Raw genomic sequence first — 25,705 nt, 5'->3', positions numbered from 1 at the left:
GCGAAGGGCGGTAAGTCGTGGGTCAGACCACTGCATCGGCCGGCTGACGTAGCAGCATCGCCAGTGTGTTGGCGACTGTCTTGCGCAGTTCGCGCCGGTCGCAGATGAAGTCGATCGCACCCTTGGTTTGAAGGAATTCGGCCCGCTGAAAGCCTTCGGGCAGCGTCACCCGCACCGTCGATTCGATCACGCGCGGGCCGGCAAAGCCGATCAGTGCCTTGGGCTCGGCGATCACCACATCGCCCACGAAGGCAAAGCCGGCGCTCACGCCGCCCATGGTGGGGTCGGTCAGCACGCTGATGTAAGGCAAGCCCTTCTTGGCCAGCCGCGTGAGCGCCGCATTGGTCTTGGCCATCTGCATCAGCGACAGCAAGCCTTCCTGCATGCGTGCGCCGCCGGTGGCGGTGAAGCAGATGAAGGGCACCTTCTGCTCGATGGCGGTCTCTACGCCGCGCACGAAGCGCTCGCCGACCACGCTGCCCATGCTGCCGCCCATGAAATCGAACTCGAAGCAGGCCACCACCACGTTGATGCTGTGGACCGAGCCGCCAAGGACGACCAGCGCATCGGTCTCGCCGGTGTTTTCGAGTGCTTCCTTGAGCCGCTCGGGGTACTTGCGGCTGTCCTTGAACTTGAGGGCGTCGACCGGCAGGACTTCCTGACCCACTTCGTAGCGGCCTTCCGAGTCCAGGAAGGCGTCGATGCGTGCTCGCGCGCCGATGCGGTGGTGGTGGCCGCAACTCGGGCACACGTTCTGGTTGTGCTCGAGGTCGGTCTTGTAGAGCACGGTGTCGCAGCTCGGGCACTTGATCCAGAGGCCTTCGGGCATCTGGCGCCGCTCGCTCGGGTCGGTCGGCGCAATCTTGGGCGGAAGCAGTTTTTCAAGCCAGCTCATGGGGGCTCCAGTTCGAAGTATTCGCGAAGGTGGCCTTCGCGACGAATAGCTCCCTCTCCCCCTTGCCGCGACTGGGAAAGAGGTGGGGGTGACGCAGAAACCGCGCAATTATCGGCCAGCTGCATTCTTGGCCGTTGCAGCCGGCAGCGCATCCAGCGCTTCCCGGATCTCGGACAGGAATTCGCGCACCAGCGGCACCACCTGCTCGCGCGGCTGCCCGTCCATCAGCTGGATGATGCGGGTGCCGATCACCACCGCGTCCGCCGCCGAGCCCACCGCCTGCGCACTGCGTGCATCGCGGATGCCAAAGCCGACGCCCACCGGCAGCTTCACGTGCTCGCGAATGCGCGGGATCATCCGGCCCACCGCCTCGGTGTCGAGGTGCCCGGCGCCTGTCACGCCCTTCAGCGAAACGTAGTAGACATACCCTGTGGCGATGCGGCCGACCTGCGCCATCCGCTCGGGTGTGCTGGTGGGAGCCAGCAGGAAGATCAGGTCGATGCCATGCGCCTGCAGGCCTGCGGCGAAGTCCTCGCATTCTTCGGGCGGGTAGTCGACCACCAGCAGGCCGTCGACACCGGCGGCCGCGGCATCGCGGATGAAGCTGCCCTTGCCGTGCACGCCATCGTAGCGTTCGATCGGATTGGCGTAGCCCATCAATACGACGGGCGTTACATCGTCGGCGCCGCGAAAGGTGCTCACCATGGCCAGCACTTGCTTCATGCCGACGCCCAGCGCCAGTGCGGCTTCGCCGGCAGCCTGGATTACGGGGCCGTCAGCCATCGGGTCGGAAAAGGGCACGCCGAGCTCGATCACATCGGCGCCTGCTTCCACCATGCCGTGCATCAGCTCGGGCGTGATGTCGGCATAGGGGAAGCCGGCCGTGACGTAAGGAATCAGTGCCCTGCGGGCCTGACCGTGCAGGCGCTCGAAGGTGGCGGCGATCCGGCTCATGCCTTGCCTCCCTTCACCCCAAGGCCGCGCATCGACGGTCGGTCATAGAAGTCCACGCCCGAGAGGTCAGCGACCGTGCCGATGTCCTTGTCCCCGCGGCCTGAAAGGTTGACCAGGATCGACTGGTCGGAGCGCATGGTCTTTGCCAGCTTCATGGCATAGGCCACCGCATGGCTGGATTCGAGCGCCGGGATGATGCCCTCCGTACGGCACAGGTAGTGGAAAGCCTCGAGCGCCTCGGCATCGGTGACCCCCACGTACTCGGCACGGCCGATATCGGCCAGGTGGGCATGCTCGGGCCCGACGCCGGGGTAGTCGAGGCCTGCGCTGATGCTGTGGGTCTCGGTCACCTGCCCGTCCTCGTTCTGCAGCAGGTACGTGCGATTGCCGTGCAGCACGCCGGGGCTGCCGCGCAGGATCGAGGCCGCGTGCTTGCCGCTGTCCAGGCCTTCGCCGGCCGCTTCGACGCCGATGAGGCGCGTGCTCGCGAAGGGGATGTAGGGATGGAAGATGCCCATCGCGTTGCTGCCGCCGCCCACGCAAGCCACCACCACGTCGGGCTGCCGGCCCTCCGCCTCGCCGGTGATGCCTTGTGCCGCCAGCATCGCCGGCATCTGCGCAATGCACTCGTCGCCGATCACGCGCTGGAAGTCGCGCACCATCATCGGGTAAGGATGCGGGCCGGCCACGGTGCCGATGATGTAGAAGGTGTTCTCGACGTTGGTGACCCAGTCGCGCATTGCCTCGTTCAGCGCGTCCTTCAGGGTTTTGCTGCCTGATTCGACCGGGACCACCGTCGCGCCCAGCAAATTCATGCGATAGACGTTCGGGCTCTGGCGCTTGACGTCCTGGCTGCCCATGTAGACCACGCATTCGAGCCCGTAACGGGCGCAAATGGTGGCCGTGGCGACGCCGTGCTGGCCAGCGCCGGTCTCGGCGATCACGCGTGGCTTGCCCATGCGCCGTGCGAGCATCGCCTGGCCGATGGTGTTGTTGATCTTGTGTGCGCCAGTATGGTTCAGGTCCTCGCGCTTCAGGTAAATCTGTGCGCCGCCCATTTCACGGCTGGTTCGTGCCGCGTGGTAGATCGGCGAGGGACGGCCCACGAAATGCGCGAGCTCGTAGCGGAATTCGGCCTGGAACTCGGGGTCGTCCTTGTATTTCGCGTAGGCCTCGCGCAATTCGTTGATCGCGTGGGTCAGCGTCTCGCTGGCGAAGGTGCCGCCGTAGATGCCGAAATGGCCGCTGGGATCGGGTTGGTCGTAGCTGTTCATGGTCTCGATCGATGGGCGCGCCGCCGGAGATCGAGCCGGGCGACGCGCTAGGTCAATGCATCGGCCGCCCGTACGGCGGCCACGAATTCGCGGATCTTCGCGGCGTCCTTGATGCCCTTGGCGGCCTCGACGCCGGAACTCACGTCAACGGCCAGCGACTTCGCGGCCGTGCGCAAGCGGCGAATGCCATCGCCCACGTTTGCAGGTGCGAGCCCACCACTCAAGACGAGGTGAGCGTCGACGGCGGGTGGAAGAAGTGACCAATCGAATGCCTTGCCGCCCCCGCCAAACGCTTCGACATGGGCGTCGAGCAGGATGGCCAGCGCGTGGGAGTAATCGGAGGCGTATTTTACGAGGTCGAAGCTGGCGCCTGCAGGCCCGAGTGGAATGCGGGCTGCACGCATGAATCGGTGGGCACCGCGGCCGCTCGCATCCCAACATTGTTCCGGCGATTCATCCCCGTGGAACTGGGCCATGGCGCCAGGCACGCTTTGCAGGGCCGCCAGTGCCGCAGGCGCGGGCTCGTTGACGAACAACAGGACCGGCATGACGAAGGGCGGCAACCGCGCAGCCAGCTGACGCGCTCGCGCTGCGGTCACCGCCCGCGGGCTGGCCGGGTAGAGCACGAAGCCCACCGCATCGGCACCCGCTTCAACGGCGGCGTCGACGTCCTGCTCGCGGGTCAGTCCGCAGATCTTGATGCGTGTGCGGACGGCTGTGTTCATTGAAATTACCTCCGCCCTGCGGGCTGCGGTGCCATGAGCCTTCGGAACGGCCGTGCGGCTCATGGCGGACCATCATACGTAGCGCGGCCTGCTTGCAGCGTCGCCTCGGCCGGAAGACCCCAGCCAGCGTCATAGAGCGGTCCGAGGAAGTAGAGCCCGTTGGGCGAGAAGGTCGGCGCGGCAACCAGGCGGCTGCGCGCCTCCAGCACTTCGCGCATCCATTCCGGCCGGGCCTTGCCATGGCCGATGCGGACCAGACAGCCCATGATGTTGCGGATCATGTGGTGCAGGAAGGCATCTGCCTCGAACTCGAAGTGCCAGCGGCAGCGGTCGTTCTCGCCCCTGCGCGTGATCTCGATGCGCCGCAGGTCCTTGATGGGCGACAGCGCCTGGCAGGCCGAGGCCCGGAAGGAGCTGAAGTCGTGCGGGCCCAGCAGCATGGCCGCGGCAGCGCGCATCGCGTCGCCGTCGAGCGCGTAGATCGACCAGCCGACGCGGCCCGCATCCAGGCTCGGGCGCACGGGTGACTGTGACAGCACGTAAAGGTAGCGCCGCGTCAGAGCGCTGGCGCGGCAATGGAACTGGCGCGGCACGGGCTGCGCCCATTGCACCGCGATGTCGTCCGGCAAAAACCGATTGGTGCCGCGGACCCAGGAGACCGGCGCGCGCTCGATCGAAGTGTCGAAGTGCACCACCTGCATCAGCGCGTGGACGCCGGCGTCGGTCCGCCCGGCACACAAGGTGGAGATAGGCTGCCTGGCGAAGCGGCCCAGCGCAGCCTCCAGCTTGTCCTGGACGGTACGGCCCGAAAGCTGGCTCTGCCAGCCCTCGTAGGCTTGGCCCTGGTAGCGGACGCCGAGGGCCAGCCTCACCGGGTCATCGGCGCCAGCACGTCGCTCAGCGCAGTTGGCCGAGCAGTTGCTTGGCTTCGGCCTTCACATCGCCCGAGCCGTCCGCGGCCACTTCCTCGACCAGCGAGCGGGCACCTTCGACATCGCCGAGCGCCTTCAGTTCGCGTGCCAGCGACAACTTGATGGCATGCGGGCTTTCGCCGCTTTCCTCGGCCATGGGCTCCAGGCGGCCGCGCTCGGTGTCGGCGGGGGCACGCAAGCCGGCCATGGAGCTCATGTCGAACTCGATGAACCCGGAGTCGCCCGGCAGGCCGGCGCGCAGCGTCGCCGGCTGGCTCATGTCATCGTTGGATATCAGCGGGGCGCGTACCGTCGTCGGCTCAAGAAAGCCGGGAGCCGTGTCGAAATCGTTGTGCAGGTCGGGCTTGCTGTTCGGGACGGTGGGGCCCGAATGGCTTCCATTCGTCACCGTCGTACGCGGCGCCTGCGAGGGCACCTGAACCTGTGATTGCGGCAAGCTGGCGCTGACGGGAGTGGGCGCCGGAGGTTTGCTCAGGTCCAGATCGAAATCCAGCGGCGCGACCGAAGGAACGAAGGCGGGGGGCGGGGCGGCAACCGCCGGGGCTGGTGCCGGCGCAGCGGCCGGCGCCGCTGGCGTTGCCGTTGCGGCAGCCAGGGTGCCGGCGAAGGCAGCGGCTTCCGCGGCGGTGACGTTCCGGCCGCCTGCCTCGTACAACGGGTTGCCCGGATCCAGCTCTTTGCCCATTTCCGCGACACGGTTCCAATCGCTCCCGGTGCCGCCGGTCAGCTTGTGTACGTCCGACGCGAGAGCCTCGTAGGCGCGCAGGTCGCGCCGCTTGGCGTGAATCTCGAGGAGCTTGAGGTGGATGGCGGTGCGCTCGGGCGTGACGCGCAGGGCTTCGCGCAGGATTTCCTCCGCCTGCAGGTCGCGGCCATAGGCCAGGTAGACGTCGGCTTCAGCCACCGGATCGACGTCGCCGGCGTCGAGCTGGCTCGGCGAGTAAGACAGCGAGGAAACAACTGAATTGCCCCGGTTCTTCGTGTCCACCGACTCGCCGCCGCTGGCGCCGAAGAAGGAATCCTTGGGAATACGGCTCTCGAGGAACACGCTCTCGCCTGCCTCGCGGCGCTTGCGCCCCAGGACCCGGTACAGCAGGAAGCCGACCAGCAGGGCGATCAGCGCGGCAACACCGAGGATCAGCGGGTTCGCGAGCAGTTCGTCAAAGAAGCCAGGGGCGGGAGCAGGGGCCGCTGTCGGGGTTTTGCCGGCAGCGGCCGCCACGACTGGCGCGGGGGCAGGTGCCGTTGCCGCGGCGGAAGCGGCTGCCGCGGGTGCGGGTGCGACGGTGGTTGCCGTCGTGGGCGCACTCGCGGCAGGTGCGAGTGCTGTTGGCAGGGCGGGCGCCGCCGGACTCCCGGCTGCAGCACCGGATGCCGGCGCGGCGCCTGGCGCCCCCGCTGCGGGCGCAACGGCTGAGGGCGCCGCGCCAGCGGGTGCCACTGCGGGCGCCGTGCTTCCGGCGGCTGCCGGTTGACTGCCGCTCGCAGCTTGCAGCTTGTTCAGTTCATCGATGTTCTTCGACAGCTCGGCGACGCGAGTGCTGCTTTCCTGGGCTTGGCGGGTCCGGGCCAGTTGCTCCTCGGTTTGACGGCCCGCGCCGCCCTGCGTGACGCGCAGCTTGTCGGCGGCGGCGTTCGCGGCGTTGCGGTCCTCGACGTTCGCCTGCAGCTGGCCTTTGACTTGCCGCTCGGCCTGGGCGACCTGCGACGCCGGGGCATTTTCGGCCAGGCGGCGGCGGTAGTCCCCGAAGTCGCGGCTTTGCGCCGTCACGGTGCGTTTGGCCTCGTCGCCGGAAACAGCGGCCGCCTGCGCCGCACCCGGCACGTCGAGCACGGCGCCGGCCTTCATGCGATTGACGTTGCCGCCGATGAAGGCACCGGGGTTGGCCCGCAGCAGGGCGACCAGCATCTGGTCCAGGGATACGTCGGCCGGCTTGTAGGCACCCGCGATCTTGCTCGCGGTATCGCCAGGCCGCACCGTGACCTGTTGCTCGCCAGCACCGGTGCGCACGCTGCGCTCGCTCTCGGAGGGGGCGGCAGGAGCGGTTACAGCAGCGGCGGGCGCGCGGCGCGAAGGCGCCTGCGTGACCGCCGGGGCGCTCCGAGGTACGGGCGCCGCGCTGATTTGCGGGGCGATGGGAACGATAGGGGCCGCTGCGGTGGCGGTGCGTCCCCTTGGTGGATCCAGCAGCACGGTGTAATCGCGCACGACGCGGCCAGAATTCCAGTTGACCTCGATCAGCAGATCGATGAAGGGCTCGCTCAGCATGCGATTGCTGGAGAGACGCACTACGTACCGCCCGTCGGCCCGGCGTTGCAGGCTGGCCCTCACATCGGCCAGCGCCGGGTTATACGGGACGCCGGCGGCATTGAAGGCCTCGGCGGAGGCGATATTGACCTTGAGCCCGTCGGCTTCGGCCGGCACGATCTCGGTGACCTCGATCTCGGCCCGCAGCGGCTCGCCCAGCGCTGACTGCACATTGAGGCGACCGAGTGCCAGCGCAGTAGCATCGACGCTCACCAACCCCAGCCCGCAAGCCACCGCCGCACTGAGAAGCGAGAGTTTGCCGCGGGCAGGAATGCGCGAGGTCGGGCGACTTGCCGGGAGTCGGGCCGCAGGCAACTGATGACGTGTCATGCTGGTAGGGGCGAGCTTCGCCCAAAAGTGTAAGAGGACGTTAACATCATCACCCTGCACTGACAAGGTGACAGGCCTTCTCTACCCAGTGCGTGCCAACTTCGCAGGCGTTTCTCCGTTGCGATGTCGCAACGTCGGGCGTCTGGATGCGCCCCGCACCCCCTAGGCGTCGAGCAGGATCCGCAGCATGCGCCGCAGCGGCTCTGCGGCTCCCCATAGCAACTGGTCGCCGATGGTGAAGGCGCCCAGGTATTCTGGCCCCATTGCAAGCTTTCGCAAGCGGCCGACGGGGATGTCCATCGTGCCGGTTACAGCGACTGGCGTCAGGTGCTGGATCGTGGCTTCGCGAGTGTTGGGCACAACCCTGGCCCAGGCGTTGTCGTTGGCGATCAGCGCCTCGATATCCGCCAAGGGCACGTCCTTCTTGAGCTTGAAGGTCAACGCCTGGCTGTGGCAACGCATGGCGCCGACGCGCACGCAGAACCCGTCAACCGGCGTGGCGGCGGTTCCGAAGGCGGCGCCTTGACCAAGAATCTTGTTGGTCTCGGCGCCGGCCTTCCATTCTTCCTTGCTGGTGCCGTCTCCCAGGTCCTTGTCGATCCAGGGGATGAGGCTGCCGCCCAGAGGCACGCCGAAGTTGGCGGTCTCTCCGGCGCTCAGCGACTGCTGGCGGGCCAGTACCTTGCGATCAATCTCGAGGATGGCCGACTTCGGGTCGTCCAGCAGCGCGTGCACCTCGGCGTGGAGGCTGCCGAACTGTGCCAGCAGTTCCCGCATGTGCTGGGCACCGCCGCCCGAGGCAGCCTGATAGGTCATGCTGGTCATCCACTCGACCAGGCCCGCCTTGTAAAGGGCGCCCACGCCCATCAGCATGCAACTGACCGTGCAGTTGCCGCCGATCCAGTTCTTGCCGCCCTTGGCGAGCGCTTTCTGGATGACCGGCAGGTTGACCGGGTCGAGGACGATGACGGCGTCATCGTTCATACGCAACGTGGAGGCGGCGTCGATCCAGTGGCCGTTCCAGCCTGACGCGCGCAGCTTGGGGAAGACTGCGCTGGTGTAGTCGCCGCCCTGAGCCGTGATGACGATGTCGCACTTCTTGAGCGCCTCGATGTCGTGCGCGTCCTTCAGCACGGCCTCGTTCTTCGCCATCGCCGGGGCCTTGCCGCCGGCATTCGAGGTTGAGAAGAACAGAGGCTCGATCAGTTGGAAGTCGCCTTCAGCCTGCATGCGGTCCATCAGGACCGAGCCGACCATCCCGCGCCAGCCGACCAGACCGACCAGAGGTTGAGTTGCGTTCGCCATTTTCAGTGTGCCCTTTTGAAAAAAGAAAGTTGTCTTTTTTGGCGCCCGGCTCGTCGGAGCCGGGAAGGGCATGACGAAGCGGGCTGCGGTTAGCCGGTAATCGTCTTTTTGGTGATGGCTGCCACGACGGCGTCGCCCATCTCGCGCGTGCCGACTTTGGTCGTGCCCTCCGACCAGATGTCCGCCGTCCGCAGGCCCTGCGCCAGTACGTGCTTGACCGCCGACTCGATCCGGTCGGCAGCCTCGGCTTGGTTCAGGGAAAATCGGAGCATCATGGCAGCGGACAGGATTGTAGCCAAAGGATTGGCAACCCCTTTGCCCGCAATGTCGGGAGCGCTGCCGTGGCTGGGCTCGTAGAGGCCCTGATTGCTGGCATTGAGCGAGGCCGACGGCAGCATTCCGATCGAGCCGGTCAGCATGGCCGCTTCGTCGGAGAGGATGTCACCGAACATGTTGCCCGTGACTACCACGTCGAACTTCTTGGGGGCCTTGACCAGCTGCATCGCGGCGTTGTCCACGTACATGTGGTCGAGCGCGACGTCTGGATATTCCTTGGCCACCTCGCTCACCACGTCCTTCCAGAGCTGGAAGGTCTCGAGCACGTTGGCCTTGTCGACGCTGGTCACCCGCTTGCTGCGTTTGCGCGCGGCCTGGAAGGCGACATGGGCGATGCGCTCGATCTCCGGTCGTGAGTAGCGCATCGTGTCGAAAGCTTCCTCGGCGCCGGGAAAATGGCCGTCTGAGGCGGTGCGGCGGCCACGCGGCTGGCCGAAGTAGATGTCGCCGGTGAGCTCGCGGATGATCAAAATATCCAGGCCCGCGATCAACTCGGGCTTGAGGCTGGAGGCGTCGACCAGTTGCTCGTAGCAGATCGCGGGACGGAAGTTGGCGAACAGACCCAGGTTCTTGCGCAGGCCAAGGATCGCCTGCTCGGGGCGCAGCGAGCGCTCCAGTTTGTCGTATTTCCAGTCGCCGACAGCGCCGAACAGCACCGCGTCAGCCTCCTTGGCCAGCTTGAGCGTGGATTCCGGCAGCGGATGCCCGTGGGCTTCGTAGGCCGCGCCGCCAACCAGGGCTGTCTCCATCTCGATCGACAGGTCCAGCGTGTCGAGCACGCGGATGGCCTCGGCCACGATTTCGGTGCCGATGCCGTCACCGGGAAGAACTGCAATTTTCATGGAAGATATTCTGAAGAAGTAAAAAGACGTCAGGCGATCAGTTGGTGCGCCAGCCACGGCTTGCGGGCCAGGCGCTCGGCCTCGAAGGCCTGGATCTTGTCCTTGTGGCGCAGGGTCAGTCCGATGTCGTCAAGTCCGTTGATCAGGCAGTACTTGCGGAAGGCCTGCACATCGAAGGCGATCTCGCTGCCATCGGGCTTGACCACGACCTGGCGCTCGAGGTCGATGGTCAGGCTGTAGCCCGGGAAGGCGAAGGTCTCGTCGAAGAGCTGCGCCACATGCGCCTCGGACAGGACGATCGGCAACAGCCCGTTTTTAAAGCTGTTGTTGAAGAAAATGTCCGCATAGCTCGGCGCGATGATGGCTCGGAAACCATACTGGTCAAGCGCCCAGGGCGCGTGCTCGCGCGAGGAGCCGCAGCCGAAGTTCTGGCGTGCCAGCAGAATGGATGCGCCTGCATAGCGTGGCTGGTTGAGCACGAAGTCGGGGTTGGGCTTGCGCGAGGTCGGATCCTGGCCCGGCTCGCCCGGATCGAGGTAGCGCCAGGCGTCGAACAGGTTGGGCCCGAAGCCGGTCTTCCTGATCGATTTCAGGAACTGCTTGGGAATGATGGCGTCGGTGTCGACGTTCTCGCGGTCCATCGGCGCCACGAGACCCTTGTGGATGGTGAATTTCTGCATGACTCTGGCTCCTCAGGCGAATTGGCGGACGTCGACGAAATGGCCATGGACTGCGGCCGCAGCAGCCATGGCCGGGCTCACGAGATGGGTTCGGCCACCGGCACCCTGGCGGCCTTCGAAGTTGCGATTGCTGGTCGAGGCGCAGCGCTCGCCGGGCTCAAGCCGGTCGGCGTTCATCGCCAGGCACATCGAACAGCCGGGCTCGCGCCATTCGAAGCCCGCGGCCTTGAAGATCTGATCGAGGCCCTCGCGCTCGGCCTGTTCCTTCACCATGCCGGAGCCCGGCACCACCATCGCGAGCTTGACGTTCTTCGCGACCTTCTGGCCCAGCTTCTTGACCATGGCGGCGGCCTCGCGCATGTCCTCGATGCGGCTGTTGGTGCAAGAGCCGATGAAGACCTTGTCGATGAAGATGTCGTTCATTGCCTTGTTCGGCTCCAGGCCCATGTAGTTCAGGGCCCGCTCGATGGCGCCGCGCTTGTTGGCGTCTTTCTCCTTGTCCGGATCCGGCACGCGGCCATCCACCGGCACCACCATTTCGGGCGACGTTCCCCAGGTGACCTGGGGCCTGATCTGGGTCGCGTCGAGCTCGACCGCCGTGTCGAAGTGCGCGCCCGGATCGGACTGCAGCGTTTTCCAGTATTCAACCGCCTGGTCCCATTCGACGCCGGTGGGCGCGAGGGGCCGGCCCTTGATGTAGGCGATGGTTTTCTCGTCCACCCCTACCAGTCCGGCCCGCGCACCGGCCTCGATCGCCATGTTGCAAACCGTCATGCGGCCTTCCATGCTGAGATCGCGGATGGCCGAGCCGGCGAACTCGATGGTGTAGCCCGTGCCACCGGCAGTACCGATGCGGCCGATGATGGCCAGCACGATGTCCTTCGCGGTGCAGCCAGGAGCGAGCTTGCCCTCGACCTTCACCAGCATGTTCTTGGCTTTCTTCGCGAGCAGCGTCTGCGTGGCCATCACGTGCTCGACCTCGCTAGTGCCGATGCCGTGCGCCAACGCGCCGAATGCGCCGTGCGTCGAAGTGTGCGAATCGCCGCACACGACCGTCATGCCCGGCAGCGTGGCGCCAGACTCGGGTCCGATCACGTGCACGATGCCCTGGCGCTTGCTCAGGAAGGGGAAGAAGGCAGCGGCGCCGAACTCCCGGATGTTGCTGTCCAGGGTCGTGATCTGCTCCTTGCTGATCGGGTCGGCAATGCCGTCATAGCCGCGCTCCCAGTGCGTGGTGGGCGTGTTGTGGTCGGCAGTCGCGACCACCGAGCTGATGCGCCACAGCTTGCGGCCGGCTTCACGCAACCCCTCGAAGGCCTGGGGGCTGGTCACCTCGTGGACCAAGTGGCGATCGATGTACAGGATCGAGGTGCCGTCTTCTTCGGTGTGGACGACGTGTTCGTCCCAAAGCTTGTCGTAGAGCGTGCGTGCCATGGTGAGGGTCTCTTTCGTGGGAAGGGAAAATAGTCTGCGGGCCGGCGTCAGGCCGCCAGCGGAGCGGCCGCCGCGTCCGGCGCCTGCAGGTGCTTGACCAGCGTACGCGCCGCGACGGGCAGTGTCGAAAAGTCACGAGCCACAAGCCGGATCTCTCGGGCTGCCCAGGCGTCAGCGAGCGCGATGCTGCGCAGCCCACGACCGATGCCGCCTTGCATCAATTCGAAGGCGCGTTGCGGCATGACGCCGATGCCCAGGCCGTTCTCGATCATGCGGCACATGGCGTCCAGGCCCGTGACATGGATGCGAAGCTTGATGGTGCGGCCGGCAGCCAGTGCCGCCTGGTGCATGGCGACGTAGATCGAGCTGTTGGTGTGCAGGCCCACGTGGTCGCAGGCCAACGAATCGGCAAAGTCGATCACCCCGCGGCTCGCCAGTGGATGGCCCAAAGGCGCGATCAGTACCAACGTGTCATGTCTATAGAGCAGGCTTTGCAGCTCATTCGCGCCCTCGGGCATGTGGCAGATGCCGAGGTCGGCCGCGCCTTCCTGCACCGCGCGCACCACCTCGCTGCTGAGATGCTCTTCGAGGTCGATCTTGATCGCGTCGTGCTCGCGCGTGAAGGCGCCCAGGTCTTCGGGCAGGAATTGCACGATGGCGGAGATGTTGGCGTGCACGCGAACATGGCCGCGCACGCCGTCGGCGTATTCGCTGAGCTCGCCCTGCATCTTCTCCAGGCTGTAAAGCACGGAGCGCGCATGATGCAACAGGCTCTCGCCGGCAGGCGTCAGGTCGACGCCACGCGCATGGCGATAGAGCAGAGGCGTGCCGAGAGTGGCCTCCAGATCCGACAGTCGCTTGCTGATCGCAGAAGCGGCGATGAATTCGCGTTCCGCCGCGCGCCCGATACTGCCGAGTTCGCAAACGGCAACGAACAACTGCAGCGACGTGAGGTCGATGCGGCGGGCGAAGCTTCGTTCGGATGAGGACATAAGGGGCGCTGACATCTCCGACGGAGATGGAAGCCCCTATTGTCCTTCTGTTTTTAGTGTTGAGTCATCGCCAAGTGCGATGACATGATTGCCGACCTGCGATGCTGTTCAGCAGGCTTATTGGCGCTTCTTGGCGGAGTCTTCCATCTTCTCACCCGCCTTCTGCACGTCCTGGCCGGCCCCCTTCCAGGTGTTGCAGCCGTGCAGCGGAACGGCGAGAGTAAACGCGACGGCGATCAATGCGGCAAGCTTCTTCATCTAAGTACTCCTTCGTTTAAGTGCTTCGCAGCGTGCGCTTGCCGCCTGCACGCGCGTGTCAGCCAAAACGCAGAAAAGCTGCCCGAGGGCAGCTTTTCAGATTGAGCGCCGCGAACGATCAGCGCTTGGCGAGGGGCTGCACGTCGCGCTTGGGCGAGCCTTCGAAGAGCTGGCGCGGACGGCCGATCTTGTACTCGGGGTCACCGATCATTTCGTTGAGCTGCGCGATCCAGCCGACCGTACGCGCGAGCGCGAAAATGGCGGTGAACAGCGGTACCGGGATACCGATTGCGCGTTGCACGATGCCCGAGTAGAAGTCCACGTTCGGGTAGAGCTTGCGCGAGACGAAGTATTCGTCCTCCAGGGCGATCTTTTCGAGCGCCATGGCCAGCTTGAACAGCGGATCGTTTTCCAGGCCCAGTTCGCCCAGCACCTCGCGGCAGGTTTCCTGCATCAGCTTGGCGCGCGGATCGTAGTTCTTGTAGACGCGGTGCCCGAACCCCATCAGCTTCACGTTCGAGCTCTTGTCCTTGACCTGCTTGATGAACTCGCCGATCTTGTCGACGCCGCCCGCCTTCTGGATGTCGTAGAGCATGTTGAGCGCCGCCTCATTGGCGCCGCCGTGGGCCGGGCCCCAGAGGCAGGCCACGCCGGCCGCGATCGCCGCGAACGGATTGGTGCCCGACGATCCGCACAGGCGCACGGTGGAGGTCGAGGCGTTCTGCTCGTGGTCCGCATGCAGGATGAAGATGCGGTCGAGTGCGCGCTCGAGCACCGGGCTGACCTTGTACTCCTCGCACGGCGTCGCGAACATCATGTGCAGGAAGTTGCCCGCATAGCTGAGATCGTTCTTCGGGTACATGTATGGCTGGCCGATGGTGTACTTGTAGGCCATCGCCACCAACGTCGGCATCTTCGCGATCAGCCGGATCGCGGCAATCTCGCGGTGCTTCGGGTTGTTGATGTCGGTGCTGTCGTGATAGAAAGCCGACAGCGCACCCACCAGGCCGGTCATGATGGCCATCGGGTGGGCGTCGCGGCGAAAGCCGCGCAGGAAGAACTGCATCTGCTCGTTAACCATCGTGTGGTTCGTCACGAGCTTGGTGAACGCGCTCTTCTCGCCTGCATTCGGCAGCTCGCCGTACAGCAGCAGATGGCAGGTCTCGAGGAAGTCGCAATTGGTCGCGAGCTGCTCGATCGGGTAGCCGCGGTAGAGCAGTTCACCCTTGTCGCCGTCGATGTACGTGATGGCCGATTCGCACGAGGCCGTCGACATGAAGCCCGGGTCGTACGTGAACATGCCGGTCTGCGCATAGAGCTTGCGAATGTCGATCACTTCGGGACCCATCGTGCCCTTGTAGATCGGCAGCTCGACGCTCTGTCCGCCGTTGCTGAACGACAGGGTGGCTTTGGTGTCGGATGCTTTCATTGCGAGTGTCTTTCAAAAAATGATCAAGATGAGAGGGGGTGCGCGCCCTCGGTACGCATCAGCTGCAACAGTTCGATCACTTCGGCGCCGGCCCATCCGGGCTCGGGCTCCTTTCTTCGAAGCAAGAGGTCGAGCAGATCGTTGTCCGACAGGTCCATCAATGTCTCCATGGCCTGCGCCTGCCCGCAGGTCAGACCTTGCTCATGCAGCTCGAAGAAGCGCGCAATGAACAGGTCGTTTTCGAGCAAGCCGCGCCGGCAACGCCACTTGAGCTTGCTCAGCGCCCGTTCGCTGATCGGCTGGTCGAGGTCGGCGGCGGATTGCATGGGGTTCGCTTCATCTAGATGGCGCGTCGGACCATGAGTTCCTTGATCTTGCCGATGGCCTTGGTGGGATTCAGGCTCTTCGGGCACACGTCCACGCAGTTCATGATCGTGTGGCAGCGGAACAGGCGGTACGGATCTTCCAGGTTGTCGAGGCGCTCTGCGGTCGCTTCGTCGCGGCTGTCGGCGATGAAGCGGTAGGCCTGCAACAGGCCGGCGGGGCCCACGAACTTGTCGGGGTTCCACCAGAAGCTGGGGCAGCTGGTCGAGCAGCTCGCGCAAAGGATGCACTCGTACAGGCCGTTGAGCTCGTCGCGCTCCTCGGGCGACTGGAGGCGCTCCTTTTCGGGGGGCACCGTGTCGTTCTGGAGGTAGGGCTTGATCGAGTTGTACTGCTTGAAGAACTGCGTCATGTCCACGATGAGGTCGCGGATCACCGGCAGGCCGGGCAGCGGCTTCAACACCACCGTGCCCTTGAGCGTGTTCATGTTGGTCAGGCAGGCCAGGCCGTTCTTGCCGTTGATGTTCATCGCGTCCGAGCCGCAGACGCCCTCGCGGCAGGAGCGGCGGAAGGACAGCGACGGATCCTGCGCCTTGAGCTTCATGAGGGCATCGAGCAGCATGCGCTCGTGACCGTCGAGCTCGACTTCCACCGTCTGCATGTAAGGCTTGGCGTCCTTGTCCGGGTCGTAGCGGTAGATCTGGAATGTGCGCTTCATCGTGAAAACCTCTTGATGTGTTCTTAAAACGTGCGGACCTTGGGCGGTACGGAGTCGACCGTCAGAGGTTTCAGCTGGACGGGCTTGTACGAAAGGCGGTTGTTCTCGCTGTACCACAGCGTGTGCTTCATCCAGTTCGCGTCGTCGCGGCCCAGCGGCGCGACCGGATCGTCGGCGGGGCGCTCGTAGTCTTCAACGGTGTGGGCGCCGCGGCATTCCTTGCGAGCAGCGGCCGAGACCATCGTGGCCTGTGCGACCTCGATCAGGTTGTCGACTTCCAGCGCCTCGATGCGCGCCGTGTTGAAGATGCGCGACTTGTCCTTGAGCGTGACGTTGCCGACGCGCGCGCGCACGGCCGCGATCTTCTGGACGCCTTCGTCCATCGAGGCCTGCGTGCGGAACACGGCGGCGTGCTTCTGCATGACCGCGCGGATCTCGCCCGCCACGTCCTGCGCGTATTCGCCCGAGGTCGACGCCTCGAGTTGGTTCAGGCGCTCCAGGGTGCGATCGGCGGCGTCGGCAGGCAGGGGCTTGTGTTCGCGCTGCTTGTCGTTGAATTCGACGATGTGGTTGCCGGCGGCGCGGCCGAACACCAGCAGGTCGAGCAGCGAGTTGGTGCCCAGGCGGTTGGCGCCGTGGACGCTCACGCAGGAGCATTCACCCACCGCGTACAGGCCGTTGATCACGGCACTGTTGTCCTCACCCTTCTGCACCACGACCTGGCCGTTGATGTTGGTGGGAATGCCGCCCATCTGGTAGTGGATGGTTGGTACCACCGGGATCGGCTCCTTGGTGATGTCGACGTTGGCGAAGTTGACGCCGATCTCGTACACCGACGGCAGACGCTTGTGGATGGTCTCCGCCCCCAGGTGGTCCATCTTGAGCAGCACGTAATCCTTGTTCGGGCCGCAGCCGCGGCCTTCCTTGATCTCCTGGTCCATCGACCGGGAGACGAAATCGCGCGGCGCCAGGTCCTTCAGGGTTGGCGCGTAGCGTTCCATGAAGCGCTCGCCGTTGCTATTGATGAGGATCGCGCCTTCACCTCGGCAGCCCTCGGTCAGCAGCACGCCGGCGCCCGCCACGCCGGTGGGATGGAATTGCCAGAACTCCATGTCCTGCAGCGGAATGCCCGAGCGCGCTGCCATTCCCAGACCGTCACCGGTATTGATGAAGGCATTGGTCGAGGCCCCGAAGATGCGGCCCGCGCCGCCGGTCGCCAGCAGCACGGTTTTGGCCTGCAGGATGTGCAGGTCGCCGGTTTCCATTTCGAGTGCGGTCACGCCCACCACGTCGCCCTCGGCGTCGCGAATCAGGTCGAGCGCCATCCATTCGACGAAGAACTGGGTGCGGGCTTCCACGTTCTTCTGGTAGAGCGTGTGCAGCATTGCGTGACCGGTGCGGTCGGCCGCGGCGCAGGCACGCTGCACCGGCTTCTCGCCATAGTTGGCCGTGTGGCCGCCGAACGGTCGCTGGTAGATGGTGCCGTCCGGGTTGCGGTCGAAAGGCATGCCGAAGTGCTCGAGCTCGTAGACCACCTTCGGGGCCTCGCGGCACATGAATTCGATCGCGTCCTGGTCGCCGAGCCAGTCGGAGCCCTTGATCGTGTCGTAGAAGTGATAGTGCCAGTTGTCCTCGCTCATGTTGCCGAGGGAGGCGCCCACCCCGCCCTGGGCGGCGACGGTGTGCGAGCGGGTCGGGAAGACCTTCGAGAGCACGGCCACGTTGAGGCCCGCACGCGCCAGCTGAAGCGAGGCGCGCATGCCGGAGCCGCCGGCGCCGACGATGACGACGTCGAACTTGCGCTTGGTGATCTGTTCTTTGGTGTAGGAAGACATGGCGCTTAGACTCTCCAGAGCACTTGAATGGCCCAACCCGCGCACGCCACAAGCCAGACGATCGTGAAAACCTGCAAGACGAGACGGATGCCGACGGGCTGGACGTAGTCCATCCAGATGTCGCGCATGCCGACCCACACGTGATAAAGCACCGAGGCGATCACCACGAAGGTGAGCACCTTCATCCATTGCGAGGCAAAGATGCCGGCCCAGGCGTCGTAGCCGACCGGGCCGCGCTTGAAGAGCACCTGCGCCAGCAGAATGACGGTGAAGAGCGCCATCAGGGCGCCGGTGATGCGCTGGCTGAGCCAGTCGCGCAGTCCGTAGTGCGCGCCGACGACGATGCGCTTGGAGCCGTAGTTCACAGACATGAATCAGTTTCCTAATCAGTTGGGGCCAGAGTTGACTGCCTGACCCGGCAAATCAATAAAGACCGAACAGCTTCGCGCCGAGCACGGCGGTCAGGAGGATGCTGATCGCCAGCGTGGCGATGGCCGAGCTTTGACCGAATTCCCTGCTTACGGCGGCGTGGCTCACGTCCATCCACAGGTGACGCAGGCCCGCGATGAAGTGATGCAGGTAGGCCCAGATCAGCGCCAGCGCCACGAGCTTCAGGAACCAGCCGGGAACGAAACCAAGGCCGCTGTTGAAGGCGGCCTTGAAGCGGGCATAGGAGTATTCGGAAGACACCGACGTGTCGAACATCCAGATCACGAAGGGAAGCAACAGAAACATCAGCGCGCCGCTCACGCGGTGCAGGATCGATACGAGGCCGGCCGGTGGCAGCCGGTAGGTGGTGAGATCGGTGAAGGCGTTGATGTTGCGGAACTCGCGCCGCTGGGATCGGGAAGGTTTGGCCAGCTCTGTCATGTGGGCTTTCAGAATTTTTAGAGGGGGCGGCTTGTTCTTTGACGGAAATGCAAACAACGCAAAATTCTATTGCAATGCACCATCGGGCAGCTGACGCTGAACTGTCACCGCACCGTGGCGCTCGGATGTTGAAGAGTCGCGGCCTTCGCGGACTGCTGCGCCGACGCGCTCAGCCGAGCTCATTGCGGTAGTGGTGCGTGTCGGTGCGGTAGAGGCCGCGGCGCAGCTCCATTGGCATGTCGTGGTACGTATGGGCAAGGCGTTCCACGCTCAGGAGCGGCGTGGCGGTGCTGACGTGGAGCAGGGCGGCCTGCGCCTCGTCGGGCAGCACGGCCCGGATCTTTTCCTCGGCGCGCACCATCCGCACCCCGAACTCGGTCTCGAACATGGCGTACATGGGGCCGCGCCAGGCGGCCAGACGTTCGGCTGTGAGCCCCTTGAACGGCCCGCCCGGCAGCCACAGGTCCTCCAGAATCGTGGGCGTGCCACGATAGGCGAGCACGCGCCGTACCTGCAGCACGGCGTCGCCGGTGCGCAGCGCGAGCAGGCGTGCAACATCGGCGCTGGCGCGCAGCCGCCTGCAGTCGACGATCTCGCGCTCGGCCGGGCCTTCGCTGTCGACATCGCCGCTATCGGGGACCAGCTTCAGGAAGCGGTACTGCACATGCTGCTCGGCATGGGTGGCCACGAAGGTGCCCTTGCCCTGGCGGCGCACCAGCAGGTTCTCGGCCGCCAGTTCGTCGATGGCCTTGCGTACCGTGCCCTGGCTCACCCGGAAGCGCGCGGCCAGGTCGATCTCGCTAGGGATCGGTTCACCCGGTTTCCATTCGCCGTCGTGCAGACTCTGCAGGATCAAGGACTTGATCTGCTGGTAGAGCGGGCTGAACGAGGGCGTCGCCGGGTCGGCAAGCGCGATGGGGGAGGTGGTCATTGACAGGGCGGGGTGCGCCGCGGCGGCGTGGTCGGCGACATCTTATATAAGACACAAGACTGGCGCCATCGAAAGCGCAAATCGGCATAAAATCCGAGCCGGCCTATGCGACCGGGCGCCTTGCCCGGCCCCGACCTCCGCGGCCGCAACCGCGACCGCGCACCGTTTTCACCTTTCCTGGAGTTTTCCCATGAGCAAAAAGCCTGTTCGCGTTGCCGTCACCGGCGCCGCCGGCCAAATCGGTTACGCCCTGCTGTTCCGCATCGCCTCCGGCGAGATGCTCGGCAAGGACCAGCCGGTCATCCTGCAACTGCTCGAGATCCCGGACGAAAAAGCGCAGAAGGCGCTCAAGGGCGTGATCATGGAGCTCGAGGACTGCGCCTTCCCGCTGCTGGCGGGCGTGATCCCGACCGGCGATCCCCTGGTGGCCTTTAAGGACGCCGACTACGCGTTGCTCGTCGGCGCCCGCCCGCGCGGCCCCGGCATGGAGCGCGCCGACCTGCTGGCCGCCAATGCCCAGATCTTCACCGCGCAAGGCAAGGCCCTGGACCAGGTCGCGAGCCGCAACGTCAAGGTGCTGGTGGTCGGCAACCCGGCCAACACCAACGCCTACATCGCGATGAAGAGCGCGCCCAGCCTGCCGCGCAAGAACTTCACGGCCATGCTGCGCCTGGACCACAACCGCGCCGCCAGCCAGATCGCCGCCAAGACCGGCACGGCCGTGGGCGACATCGAAAAGCTCACCGTCTGGGGCAACCACTCGCCGACGATGTATGCCGACTACCGTTTCGCATCGGTGAATGGCAAGAGCGTCAAGGACCTCATCAACGACCAGGTCTGGAACGCCGATGTGTTCCTGCCCACTGTCGGCAAGCGCGGCGCGGCCATCATCGAGGCGCGTGGCCTTTCGTCGGCCGCCTCGGCAGCCAACGCCGCCATCGACCACATGCGCGACTGGGCGCTGGGCTCCAACGGCAAGTGGGTCACGATGGGAATCCCCTCCGACGGCCAATACGGCATTCCGAAGGACGTCATCTTCGGCTTTCCTGTCACAACGGAAAACGGCGAGTACAAGCTGGTCGAAGGCCTGGAGATCGACAAGTTCAGCCAGGAACGCATCGACAAGACTTTGAAGGAACTGCAGGACGAGCAGGCCGGCGTTGCCCACCTGCTCTGAGTTCCACCCGTCAGCCACCGGCATGCTCGACTGGAATCCTGCGCTCTACCGTCGCTACGAGGACGAGCGCACGCGCCCCGCGCAGGAACTGCTGGCGCGGGTTCCGTTGCCCTCGGCGACCCGCGCGGTCGACCTGGGGTGCGGTCCCGGCAATTCCACCGAGCTGCTGGTGCAGCGATTCCCCGGTGCCGAGGTGATCGGTACCGACAACTCCGAAGCAATGCTGAAGAGTGCGCGCGAGCGCTTGCCGGCGGCGCGCTTCGAGCTCAGCGACATCGCGAGCTGGCAGCCCGAGTCGCCGCCCGATCTGATCTACGCCAATGCCTCGCTGCAATGGGTCGCCGATCACGAGACGCTGATTCCGCGCCTGTTCGCCGCCCTGGCGCCCGGCGGGGTGCTCGCCATCCAGATGCCCGACAACCGCGAGGAACCGACGCACCGGCTGATGCGCGAGGTCGCAGCCGAGGCGCCGTGGGCCGAGCCCATCGGCGATGCCGACCGGCTGCGCACGCTGCTGCTGCCGCTGGTCGGCTATTACGACCTGCTGGCTGCCGAGGCGGCGCAGGTCGATGTCTGGCGCACTGCATACCAGCATCCCATGGGCTCCGCGGCAGCCATCGTCGAATGGGTGCGCGGCACCGGCCTCAAGCCCTTCATCGACCGGCTGCCCGCCGATCTGCAGGCGAGCTATCTGGCCACGTACGAGCGCCGCGTGGATGCCGCTTATCCACCGCGCGCTGATGGCAAACGGCTGCTGGCCTTCCCGCGCATGTTCATCGTTGCCCGGCGAAAGCCATGAGCCGCCCGGCCGTTCCGAAGGCGAATAGCGCCGCAGCCGAAGGCGAAGGTATGCCAATGACCCCTTCCGTCCATCCGCAGGAAGTGCTGCTCGGCGCGCAGGCCGGTGCCGTGGTGCTGCCGGTTTGCGACCACTACAGCGGCGTCGAGGCGCGCATGCGCAAGAGCCTGGCCCTGCAGGCCGAGATGGCGCAGGAGTTCGGCGCCTGCGTGTTCGATGTCACCCTCGATTGCGAGGACGGCGCCCCTGTGGGTGGCGAAGCCGAGCACGCGGCGCTGGTCACCGAGCTCGCCCTGGCCGCTGCCCCGGGCATGCGCGTCGGGGTGCGCGTGCACCCGGTCGACCATCCGGCCTTTGCCGGCGACATCGTCACCATCGCGGGGCGCGCCGGTCACAGATTGAGCCACCTGATGGTGCCCAAGGTCGAGTCGGCCGCGGATGTGCGCGAGGCCGTGCAGGCGCTCAACGCCGCTGGCGCGGAGGCCTTGCCGCTGCACGTTCTGATCGAGTCGCCTTTTGCCGTGCACCAGGCCTTCGAGATCGCCGCCCATCCGCGCGTGCAATCGCTCAGTTTCGGCCTGATGGATTTCGTCTCGGCCCATGGCGGCGCAATTCCCGCCGAGGGGATGGGTGCAACGGGCCAGTTCACCCACCCGCTGGTGGTGCGCGCCAAGCTCGAGATCGCCTCGGCCGCGCATGCACACGGCAAAGTGCCTTCGCACTGCGTGGTAACCGAGTTCAACGACGTGGATGCGATGCGCGCCGCAGCCAAAAGAGCGTCCGGCGAGTTCGGCTACACGCGCATGTGGAGCATTCATCCGAACCAGATCCGCCCCATCCTCGAGGCCTTCGCGCCCGACGAGAGGCAGATTCAAATGGCTACAAAAATCATAGCGTCCGCGGCTGCTGCCGATTGGGCGCCGGTCAGTTTTGATGGCACATTGCACGACCGCGCAAGCTACCGTCATTTCTGGCAGGTACTTTCGCGAGCGCACGCCACTGGCCGTGCGCTGCCGCCGGAGGCGCAAGCATGGTTTGCGGCGGCGACCTCCTGAAAACCACACCTCCACAAAGGAACAGACACCCATGAAGAAGATTGCCCTGATCGCCGTTGTCGCGCTCGCACTGCCGCTGTCGGCATTGGCCCAGGACTCCGCGGCCAAGCCGCCGCTCAAGGAGCGGGCCGCGAAATCGGCCAAGAAAGTGACGCAGAAGGTGGTGCCCAAGCGCGTCATCAAGAAGCTCGAGGAAGCAAAGCCCATCAGCGAAGAGTCCGATGTCGTCCTCTCGCCCGAAGACCTGGAGGTCTCCAAGCGCGTGCTCACCGGCACCATCAAGTGCGAACTCGGTGCCAGCGTGGCGATCGAGAGCAGCCAGAAGAAGCCCGGCTTCTTCGTTCTCACGCACGGCAGCACGAAGTACTTCATGCACCCCGTCAACAGCCGCACCGGAGCGATTCGCCTCGAGGATCCGAAGGCCGAGGCCATGTGGCTTCAACTTGGCAACAAGTCGATGCTGATGAGCCAGAAGCAGGGCCTGCGGCTGGCCGATGAATGCCAGGCCAATGAGCAGACGGCCGTCGCTGAAGACATGAAGAAGAACCCGCCCAAGAGCCTGTTCGACGGCGCTGATGCGCCCAAGAAGTAAGCCAGGACCAAACAAGGCGGCGGCGGCCCGCCTTTTGCTTCGGCCGCCACACCGGTTCCCGATCTCGGAGAAGAGAAGAAATGTTGCAAGCCTACGTTGACCATGTCGCCGAGCGCGCCGCGCTCGGCATCCCGCCGCTGCCCTTGTCGGCCAAGCAGACCAGCGAAGTCATCGAACTGATGAAGAACGCCACTGCCAAGGACGGCGAGTTCCTGCTGAACCTGCTCGCGCACCGCGTGCCGGCCGGCGTGGACGACGCGGCCAAGGTCAAGGCAAGCTTCCTGGCGGCGGTGGCGCATGGCACCGAGAAGAGCCTGCTCCTTTCGCGTGCGCACGCGACCGAGTTGCTGGGCACCATGCTGGGCGGCTACAACATCGGGCCCTTGGTCGATCTGCTCGACGACGCTGAGGTGGGCGGAGTCGCCGCCGAGGGGCTCAAGAAGACCCTGCTGATGTTCGACCAGTTTCACGACGTCAAGGAAAAGGCCGACAAGGGCAACGCCAACGCGAAATCGGTGCTGCAGAGCTGGGCTGATGCCGAGTGGTTCACCAGCCGGCCCGAAGTGCCGCAAAGCCTGAAGGTCACGGTCTTCAAGGTGCCCGGCGAAACCAATACCGACGACCTCTCTCCCGCACCGGACGCCACCACGCGCCCCGACATCCCGATGCATGCGCTGGCCATGCTCAAGAACAAGCGCGAAGGCGCGCCCTTCGTGCCCGAGGAAGACGGCAAGCGCGGCCCGATCAAGTTCATCGAGTCGCTGAAGGAGAAGGGGCACCAGGTTGCCTACGTGGGCGACGTGGTCGGCACCGGTTCCTCGCGCAAGAGCGCCACCAATTCGGTGCTCTGGTTTACCGGCCAGGACATCCCGTTCATTCCCAACAAGCGCTTCGGCGGTGTCTGCCTGGGCGCCAAGATCGCGCCGATCTTCTACAACACGATGGAAGACGCCGGGGCGCTCCCCATCGAGCTCGACGTGAGCCAGATGGACATGGGCGACGTGGTCGAGCTGCGCCCCTACGAGGGGAAGGCGCTGAAGGACGGCAAGGTCGTCGCCGAATTCAAGGTCAAGAGCGAAGTGCTGTTCGACGAGGTGCGCGCCGGTGGCCGCATTCCGCTCATCATCGGCCGCGGCCTCACGGCGAAAGCGCGCGAGGCGCTGGGACTGCCCGCCTCGACGCTGTTCCGCCTGCCGGTCAGCCCGGCAGACACCAAGAAGGGCTTCTCGCTGGCCCAGAAAATGGTGGGCCGCGCCTGCGGCCTGCCGGAAGGCCAGGGCGTTCGCCCCGGCACCTACTGCGAGCCCAAGATGACTTCGGTAGGCAGCCAGGACACCACCGGCCCGATGACGCGCGACGAGCTCAAGGACCTGGCCTGCCTCGGCTTCAGCGCCGACCTGGTCATGCAGTCCTTCTGCCACACGGCGGCTTACCCGAAAAAGGTCGACGTGAAGATGCACCACGAGCTGCCCGACTTCATTTCCACGCGCGGCGGCGTCTCGCTGCGTCCGGGTGATGGCGTGATCCACAGCTGGCTCAACCGCCTGCTGATGCCCGACACGGTCGGCACCGGCGGCGACAGCCACACCCGCTTCCCAATCGGCATCAGCTTCCCGGCGGGTTCGGGCCTGGTGGCCTTCGCAGCTGCCACCGGCGTGATGCCGCTGGACATGCCCGAATCCGTGCTGGTGCGCTTCAAGGGCAAGATGCAGCCTGGCGTGACGCTGCGCGATCTGGTCAACGCGATCCCGCTCTACGCCATCAAGCAGGGCCTGCTGACCGTCGAGAAGAAGGGCAAGAAGAACGTCTTCTCGGGCCGCATCCTCGAGATCGAGGGCTTGCCCGATCTGAAGGTGGAGCAGGCCTTCGAACTCAGCGACGCCTCGGCCGAGCGCTCGGCCGCCGGTTGCACGGTGCACCTGAACAAGGAGCCGATCATCGAGTACATCAACAGCAACATCACGCTGATGCGCTGGATGATCGCCGAGGGTTATGCCGACGCCCGGACCCTGGCCCGCCGCATTGCGGCGCAAGAGGCCTGGTTGAAGGACCCACAACTGCTCCAGGGCGACGACGACGCCGAATACGCCGCCGTGATCGACATCGACCTTGCCGACATCCACGAGCCGATCGTGGCCTGCCCCAACGATCCGGACGACGTGAAGACGCTGTCGGACGTTGCAGGCGCCCAGATCGATGAAGTGTTCATCGGCTCCTGCATGACCAACATCGGCCATTTCCGCGCCGCGTCGAAGCTGCTCGAAGGCAAGCGCGACATTCCGGTCAAGCTGTGGATTGCGCCGCCGACCAAGATGGACGCGCAGCAGCTGACGGAGGAAGGCCACTACGGCGTGTTCGGCAACGCGGGCGCGCGTACCGAGATGCCGGGCTGCTCGTTGTGCATGGGCAACCAGGCGCAGGTGCGCGAGGGCGCGACGGTCATGTCGACCAGCACGCGCAACTTTCCCAATCGTCTGGGCAAGAACACCAACGTGTATCTGGGCAGCGCCGAACTGGCTGCCATCTGCTCGCGCCTGGGCCGCATCCCGACGAAGGAGGAATACATGGCCAGCACAGGCGTGCTCGACGCGTCGAGTGACCAGATCTACCAGTACCTGAACTTCGACAAGATCGAGGAGTACAAGGACGTCGCGGACAAGGTCGCTGCCTGACCCGCAACCCTTTCAGACGAGCCCGCCTGTCCGGCGGG

The 25,705-nt window shown here is 65.4% G+C and carries 24 protein-coding genes; 5 read left to right on the top strand and 19 right to left on the bottom strand.

The genetic code is table 11. From position 1 onward, the window contains the following. Window positions 1-22: 22 nt before the first annotated feature. The 19 genes from accD to E5CHR_RS24010 form a co-directional block, all read right to left on the bottom strand. Window positions 23-895, bottom strand: coding sequence for an acetyl-CoA carboxylase, carboxyltransferase subunit beta (gene accD, locus E5CHR_RS24100; RefSeq protein ID WP_162582179.1), 873 nt, complete (start codon window positions 893-895; stop codon window positions 23-25). Between the two features lie 108 nt (window positions 896-1,003). Next, the gene (trpA, locus tag E5CHR_RS24095) at window positions 1,004-1,849 is read right to left on the bottom strand and encodes a tryptophan synthase subunit alpha (RefSeq protein WP_162582178.1); all 846 of its coding nucleotides are present in this window, start codon (window positions 1,847-1,849) and stop codon (window positions 1,004-1,006) included. Next, the gene (trpB, locus tag E5CHR_RS24090; RefSeq protein ID WP_162582177.1) at window positions 1,846-3,123 is read right to left on the bottom strand and encodes a tryptophan synthase subunit beta; all 1,278 of its coding nucleotides are present in this window, start codon (window positions 3,121-3,123) and stop codon (window positions 1,846-1,848) included. The genes trpA and trpB overlap by 4 nt, the downstream gene beginning before the upstream one ends. A gap of 47 nt (window positions 3,124-3,170) precedes the next feature. After that, window positions 3,171-3,848: a phosphoribosylanthranilate isomerase gene (locus E5CHR_RS24085; protein WP_162582176.1), complete on the bottom strand. Its 678-nt coding sequence runs from the start codon at window positions 3,846-3,848 to the stop codon at window positions 3,171-3,173. A gap of 59 nt (window positions 3,849-3,907) precedes the next feature. Then, window positions 3,908-4,720 carry a tRNA pseudouridine(38-40) synthase TruA gene (gene truA / locus E5CHR_RS24080; RefSeq protein WP_162582175.1) on the bottom strand — a complete coding sequence of 271 codons (813 nt, stop codon included), beginning with the start codon at window positions 4,718-4,720 and terminating at the stop codon, window positions 3,908-3,910. Between the two features lie 25 nt (window positions 4,721-4,745). Further along, a complete protein-coding gene (locus tag E5CHR_RS24075; RefSeq protein ID WP_332061325.1) occupies window positions 4,746-7,301 on the bottom strand; it encodes a FimV/HubP family polar landmark protein in 2,556 nt (851 codons plus the stop codon). 279 nt (window positions 7,302-7,580) lie between these two features. Beyond that, complete coding sequence (gene asd / locus E5CHR_RS24070) at window positions 7,581-8,723, bottom strand: aspartate-semialdehyde dehydrogenase (RefSeq protein WP_162582173.1); 1,143 nt, start codon at window positions 8,721-8,723, stop codon at window positions 7,581-7,583. An 89-nt stretch (window positions 8,724-8,812) separates the two neighbouring features. Beyond that, window positions 8,813-9,901 carry a 3-isopropylmalate dehydrogenase gene (gene leuB / locus E5CHR_RS24065; protein ID WP_162583874.1) on the bottom strand — a complete coding sequence of 363 codons (1,089 nt, stop codon included), beginning with the start codon at window positions 9,899-9,901 and terminating at the stop codon, window positions 8,813-8,815. A 29-nt stretch (window positions 9,902-9,930) separates the two neighbouring features. After that, a complete protein-coding gene (gene leuD / locus E5CHR_RS24060; protein WP_162582172.1) occupies window positions 9,931-10,581 on the bottom strand; it encodes a 3-isopropylmalate dehydratase small subunit in 651 nt (216 codons plus the stop codon). Between the two features lie 12 nt (window positions 10,582-10,593). Beyond that, on the bottom strand, window positions 10,594-12,015 hold the full coding sequence (gene leuC, locus E5CHR_RS24055; protein WP_162582171.1) for a 3-isopropylmalate dehydratase large subunit: 1,422 nt from the start codon (window positions 12,013-12,015) through the stop codon (window positions 10,594-10,596). Window positions 12,016-12,062: 47 nt separating this feature from the next. Next, window positions 12,063-13,007, bottom strand: coding sequence for a LysR substrate-binding domain-containing protein (locus E5CHR_RS24050; protein ID WP_162582170.1), 945 nt, complete (start codon window positions 13,005-13,007; stop codon window positions 12,063-12,065). Window positions 13,008-13,124: 117 nt separating this feature from the next. Beyond that, window positions 13,125-13,265: an entericidin A/B family lipoprotein gene (locus E5CHR_RS24045; protein ID WP_162582169.1), complete on the bottom strand. Its 141-nt coding sequence runs from the start codon at window positions 13,263-13,265 to the stop codon at window positions 13,125-13,127. 118 nt (window positions 13,266-13,383) lie between these two features. Continuing rightward, complete coding sequence (gene gltA / locus E5CHR_RS24040; RefSeq protein WP_162582168.1) at window positions 13,384-14,694, bottom strand: citrate synthase; 1,311 nt, start codon at window positions 14,692-14,694, stop codon at window positions 13,384-13,386. A gap of 23 nt (window positions 14,695-14,717) precedes the next feature. Beyond that, window positions 14,718-15,020, bottom strand: a complete 303-nt coding sequence (locus tag E5CHR_RS24035; protein ID WP_162582167.1) for an FAD assembly factor SdhE — start codon at window positions 15,018-15,020, stop codon at window positions 14,718-14,720. Window positions 15,021-15,034: 14 nt separating this feature from the next. Further along, on the bottom strand, window positions 15,035-15,736 hold the full coding sequence (locus E5CHR_RS24030) for a succinate dehydrogenase iron-sulfur subunit (protein WP_106555149.1): 702 nt from the start codon (window positions 15,734-15,736) through the stop codon (window positions 15,035-15,037). Between the two features lie 23 nt (window positions 15,737-15,759). Further along, window positions 15,760-17,571, bottom strand: a complete 1,812-nt coding sequence (sdhA, locus tag E5CHR_RS24025) for a succinate dehydrogenase flavoprotein subunit (RefSeq protein ID WP_162582166.1) — start codon at window positions 17,569-17,571, stop codon at window positions 15,760-15,762. Window positions 17,572-17,576: 5 nt separating this feature from the next. Then, window positions 17,577-17,942: a succinate dehydrogenase, hydrophobic membrane anchor protein gene (gene sdhD / locus E5CHR_RS24020; RefSeq protein WP_162582165.1), complete on the bottom strand. Its 366-nt coding sequence runs from the start codon at window positions 17,940-17,942 to the stop codon at window positions 17,577-17,579. 52 nt (window positions 17,943-17,994) lie between these two features. After that, window positions 17,995-18,441 (bottom strand): succinate dehydrogenase, cytochrome b556 subunit, encoded by a 447-nt coding sequence (sdhC, locus tag E5CHR_RS24015; RefSeq protein WP_162583873.1) that lies wholly within the window; start codon window positions 18,439-18,441, stop codon window positions 17,995-17,997. 169 nt (window positions 18,442-18,610) lie between these two features. Then, complete coding sequence (locus E5CHR_RS24010; protein ID WP_162582164.1) at window positions 18,611-19,372, bottom strand: GntR family transcriptional regulator; 762 nt, start codon at window positions 19,370-19,372, stop codon at window positions 18,611-18,613. A 190-nt stretch (window positions 19,373-19,562) separates the two neighbouring features. Between E5CHR_RS24010 and E5CHR_RS24005 the strand changes: the two genes are divergently transcribed. From E5CHR_RS24005 to E5CHR_RS23985, 5 genes are all read left to right on the top strand, one after another. After that, window positions 19,563-20,549, top strand: coding sequence for a malate dehydrogenase (locus E5CHR_RS24005; RefSeq protein ID WP_162582163.1), 987 nt, complete (start codon window positions 19,563-19,565; stop codon window positions 20,547-20,549). Between the two features lie 22 nt (window positions 20,550-20,571). Beyond that, the gene (gene tam / locus E5CHR_RS24000) at window positions 20,572-21,348 is read left to right on the top strand and encodes a trans-aconitate 2-methyltransferase (protein ID WP_162583872.1); all 777 of its coding nucleotides are present in this window, start codon (window positions 20,572-20,574) and stop codon (window positions 21,346-21,348) included. Window positions 21,349-21,404: 56 nt separating this feature from the next. Further along, complete coding sequence (locus E5CHR_RS23995) at window positions 21,405-22,403, top strand: HpcH/HpaI aldolase/citrate lyase family protein (protein ID WP_162582162.1); 999 nt, start codon at window positions 21,405-21,407, stop codon at window positions 22,401-22,403. Between the two features lie 31 nt (window positions 22,404-22,434). Then, window positions 22,435-22,995, top strand: a complete 561-nt coding sequence (locus E5CHR_RS23990) for a hypothetical protein (RefSeq protein WP_162582161.1) — start codon at window positions 22,435-22,437, stop codon at window positions 22,993-22,995. Window positions 22,996-23,075: 80 nt separating this feature from the next. Then, on the top strand, window positions 23,076-25,667 hold the full coding sequence (locus E5CHR_RS23985; protein WP_162582160.1) for a bifunctional aconitate hydratase 2/2-methylisocitrate dehydratase: 2,592 nt from the start codon (window positions 23,076-23,078) through the stop codon (window positions 25,665-25,667). Window positions 25,668-25,705: the final 38 nt, after the last annotated feature.

The sequence above is a fragment of the Variovorax sp. PBS-H4 genome (assembly GCF_901827205.1).
In the GTDB taxonomy this organism is placed as follows: domain Bacteria; phylum Pseudomonadota; class Gammaproteobacteria; order Burkholderiales; family Burkholderiaceae_C; genus Variovorax.
The sequence above is the reverse complement of the archived record's forward strand: the minus strand, read 5'-3'. Positions and strand labels throughout refer to the sequence as shown.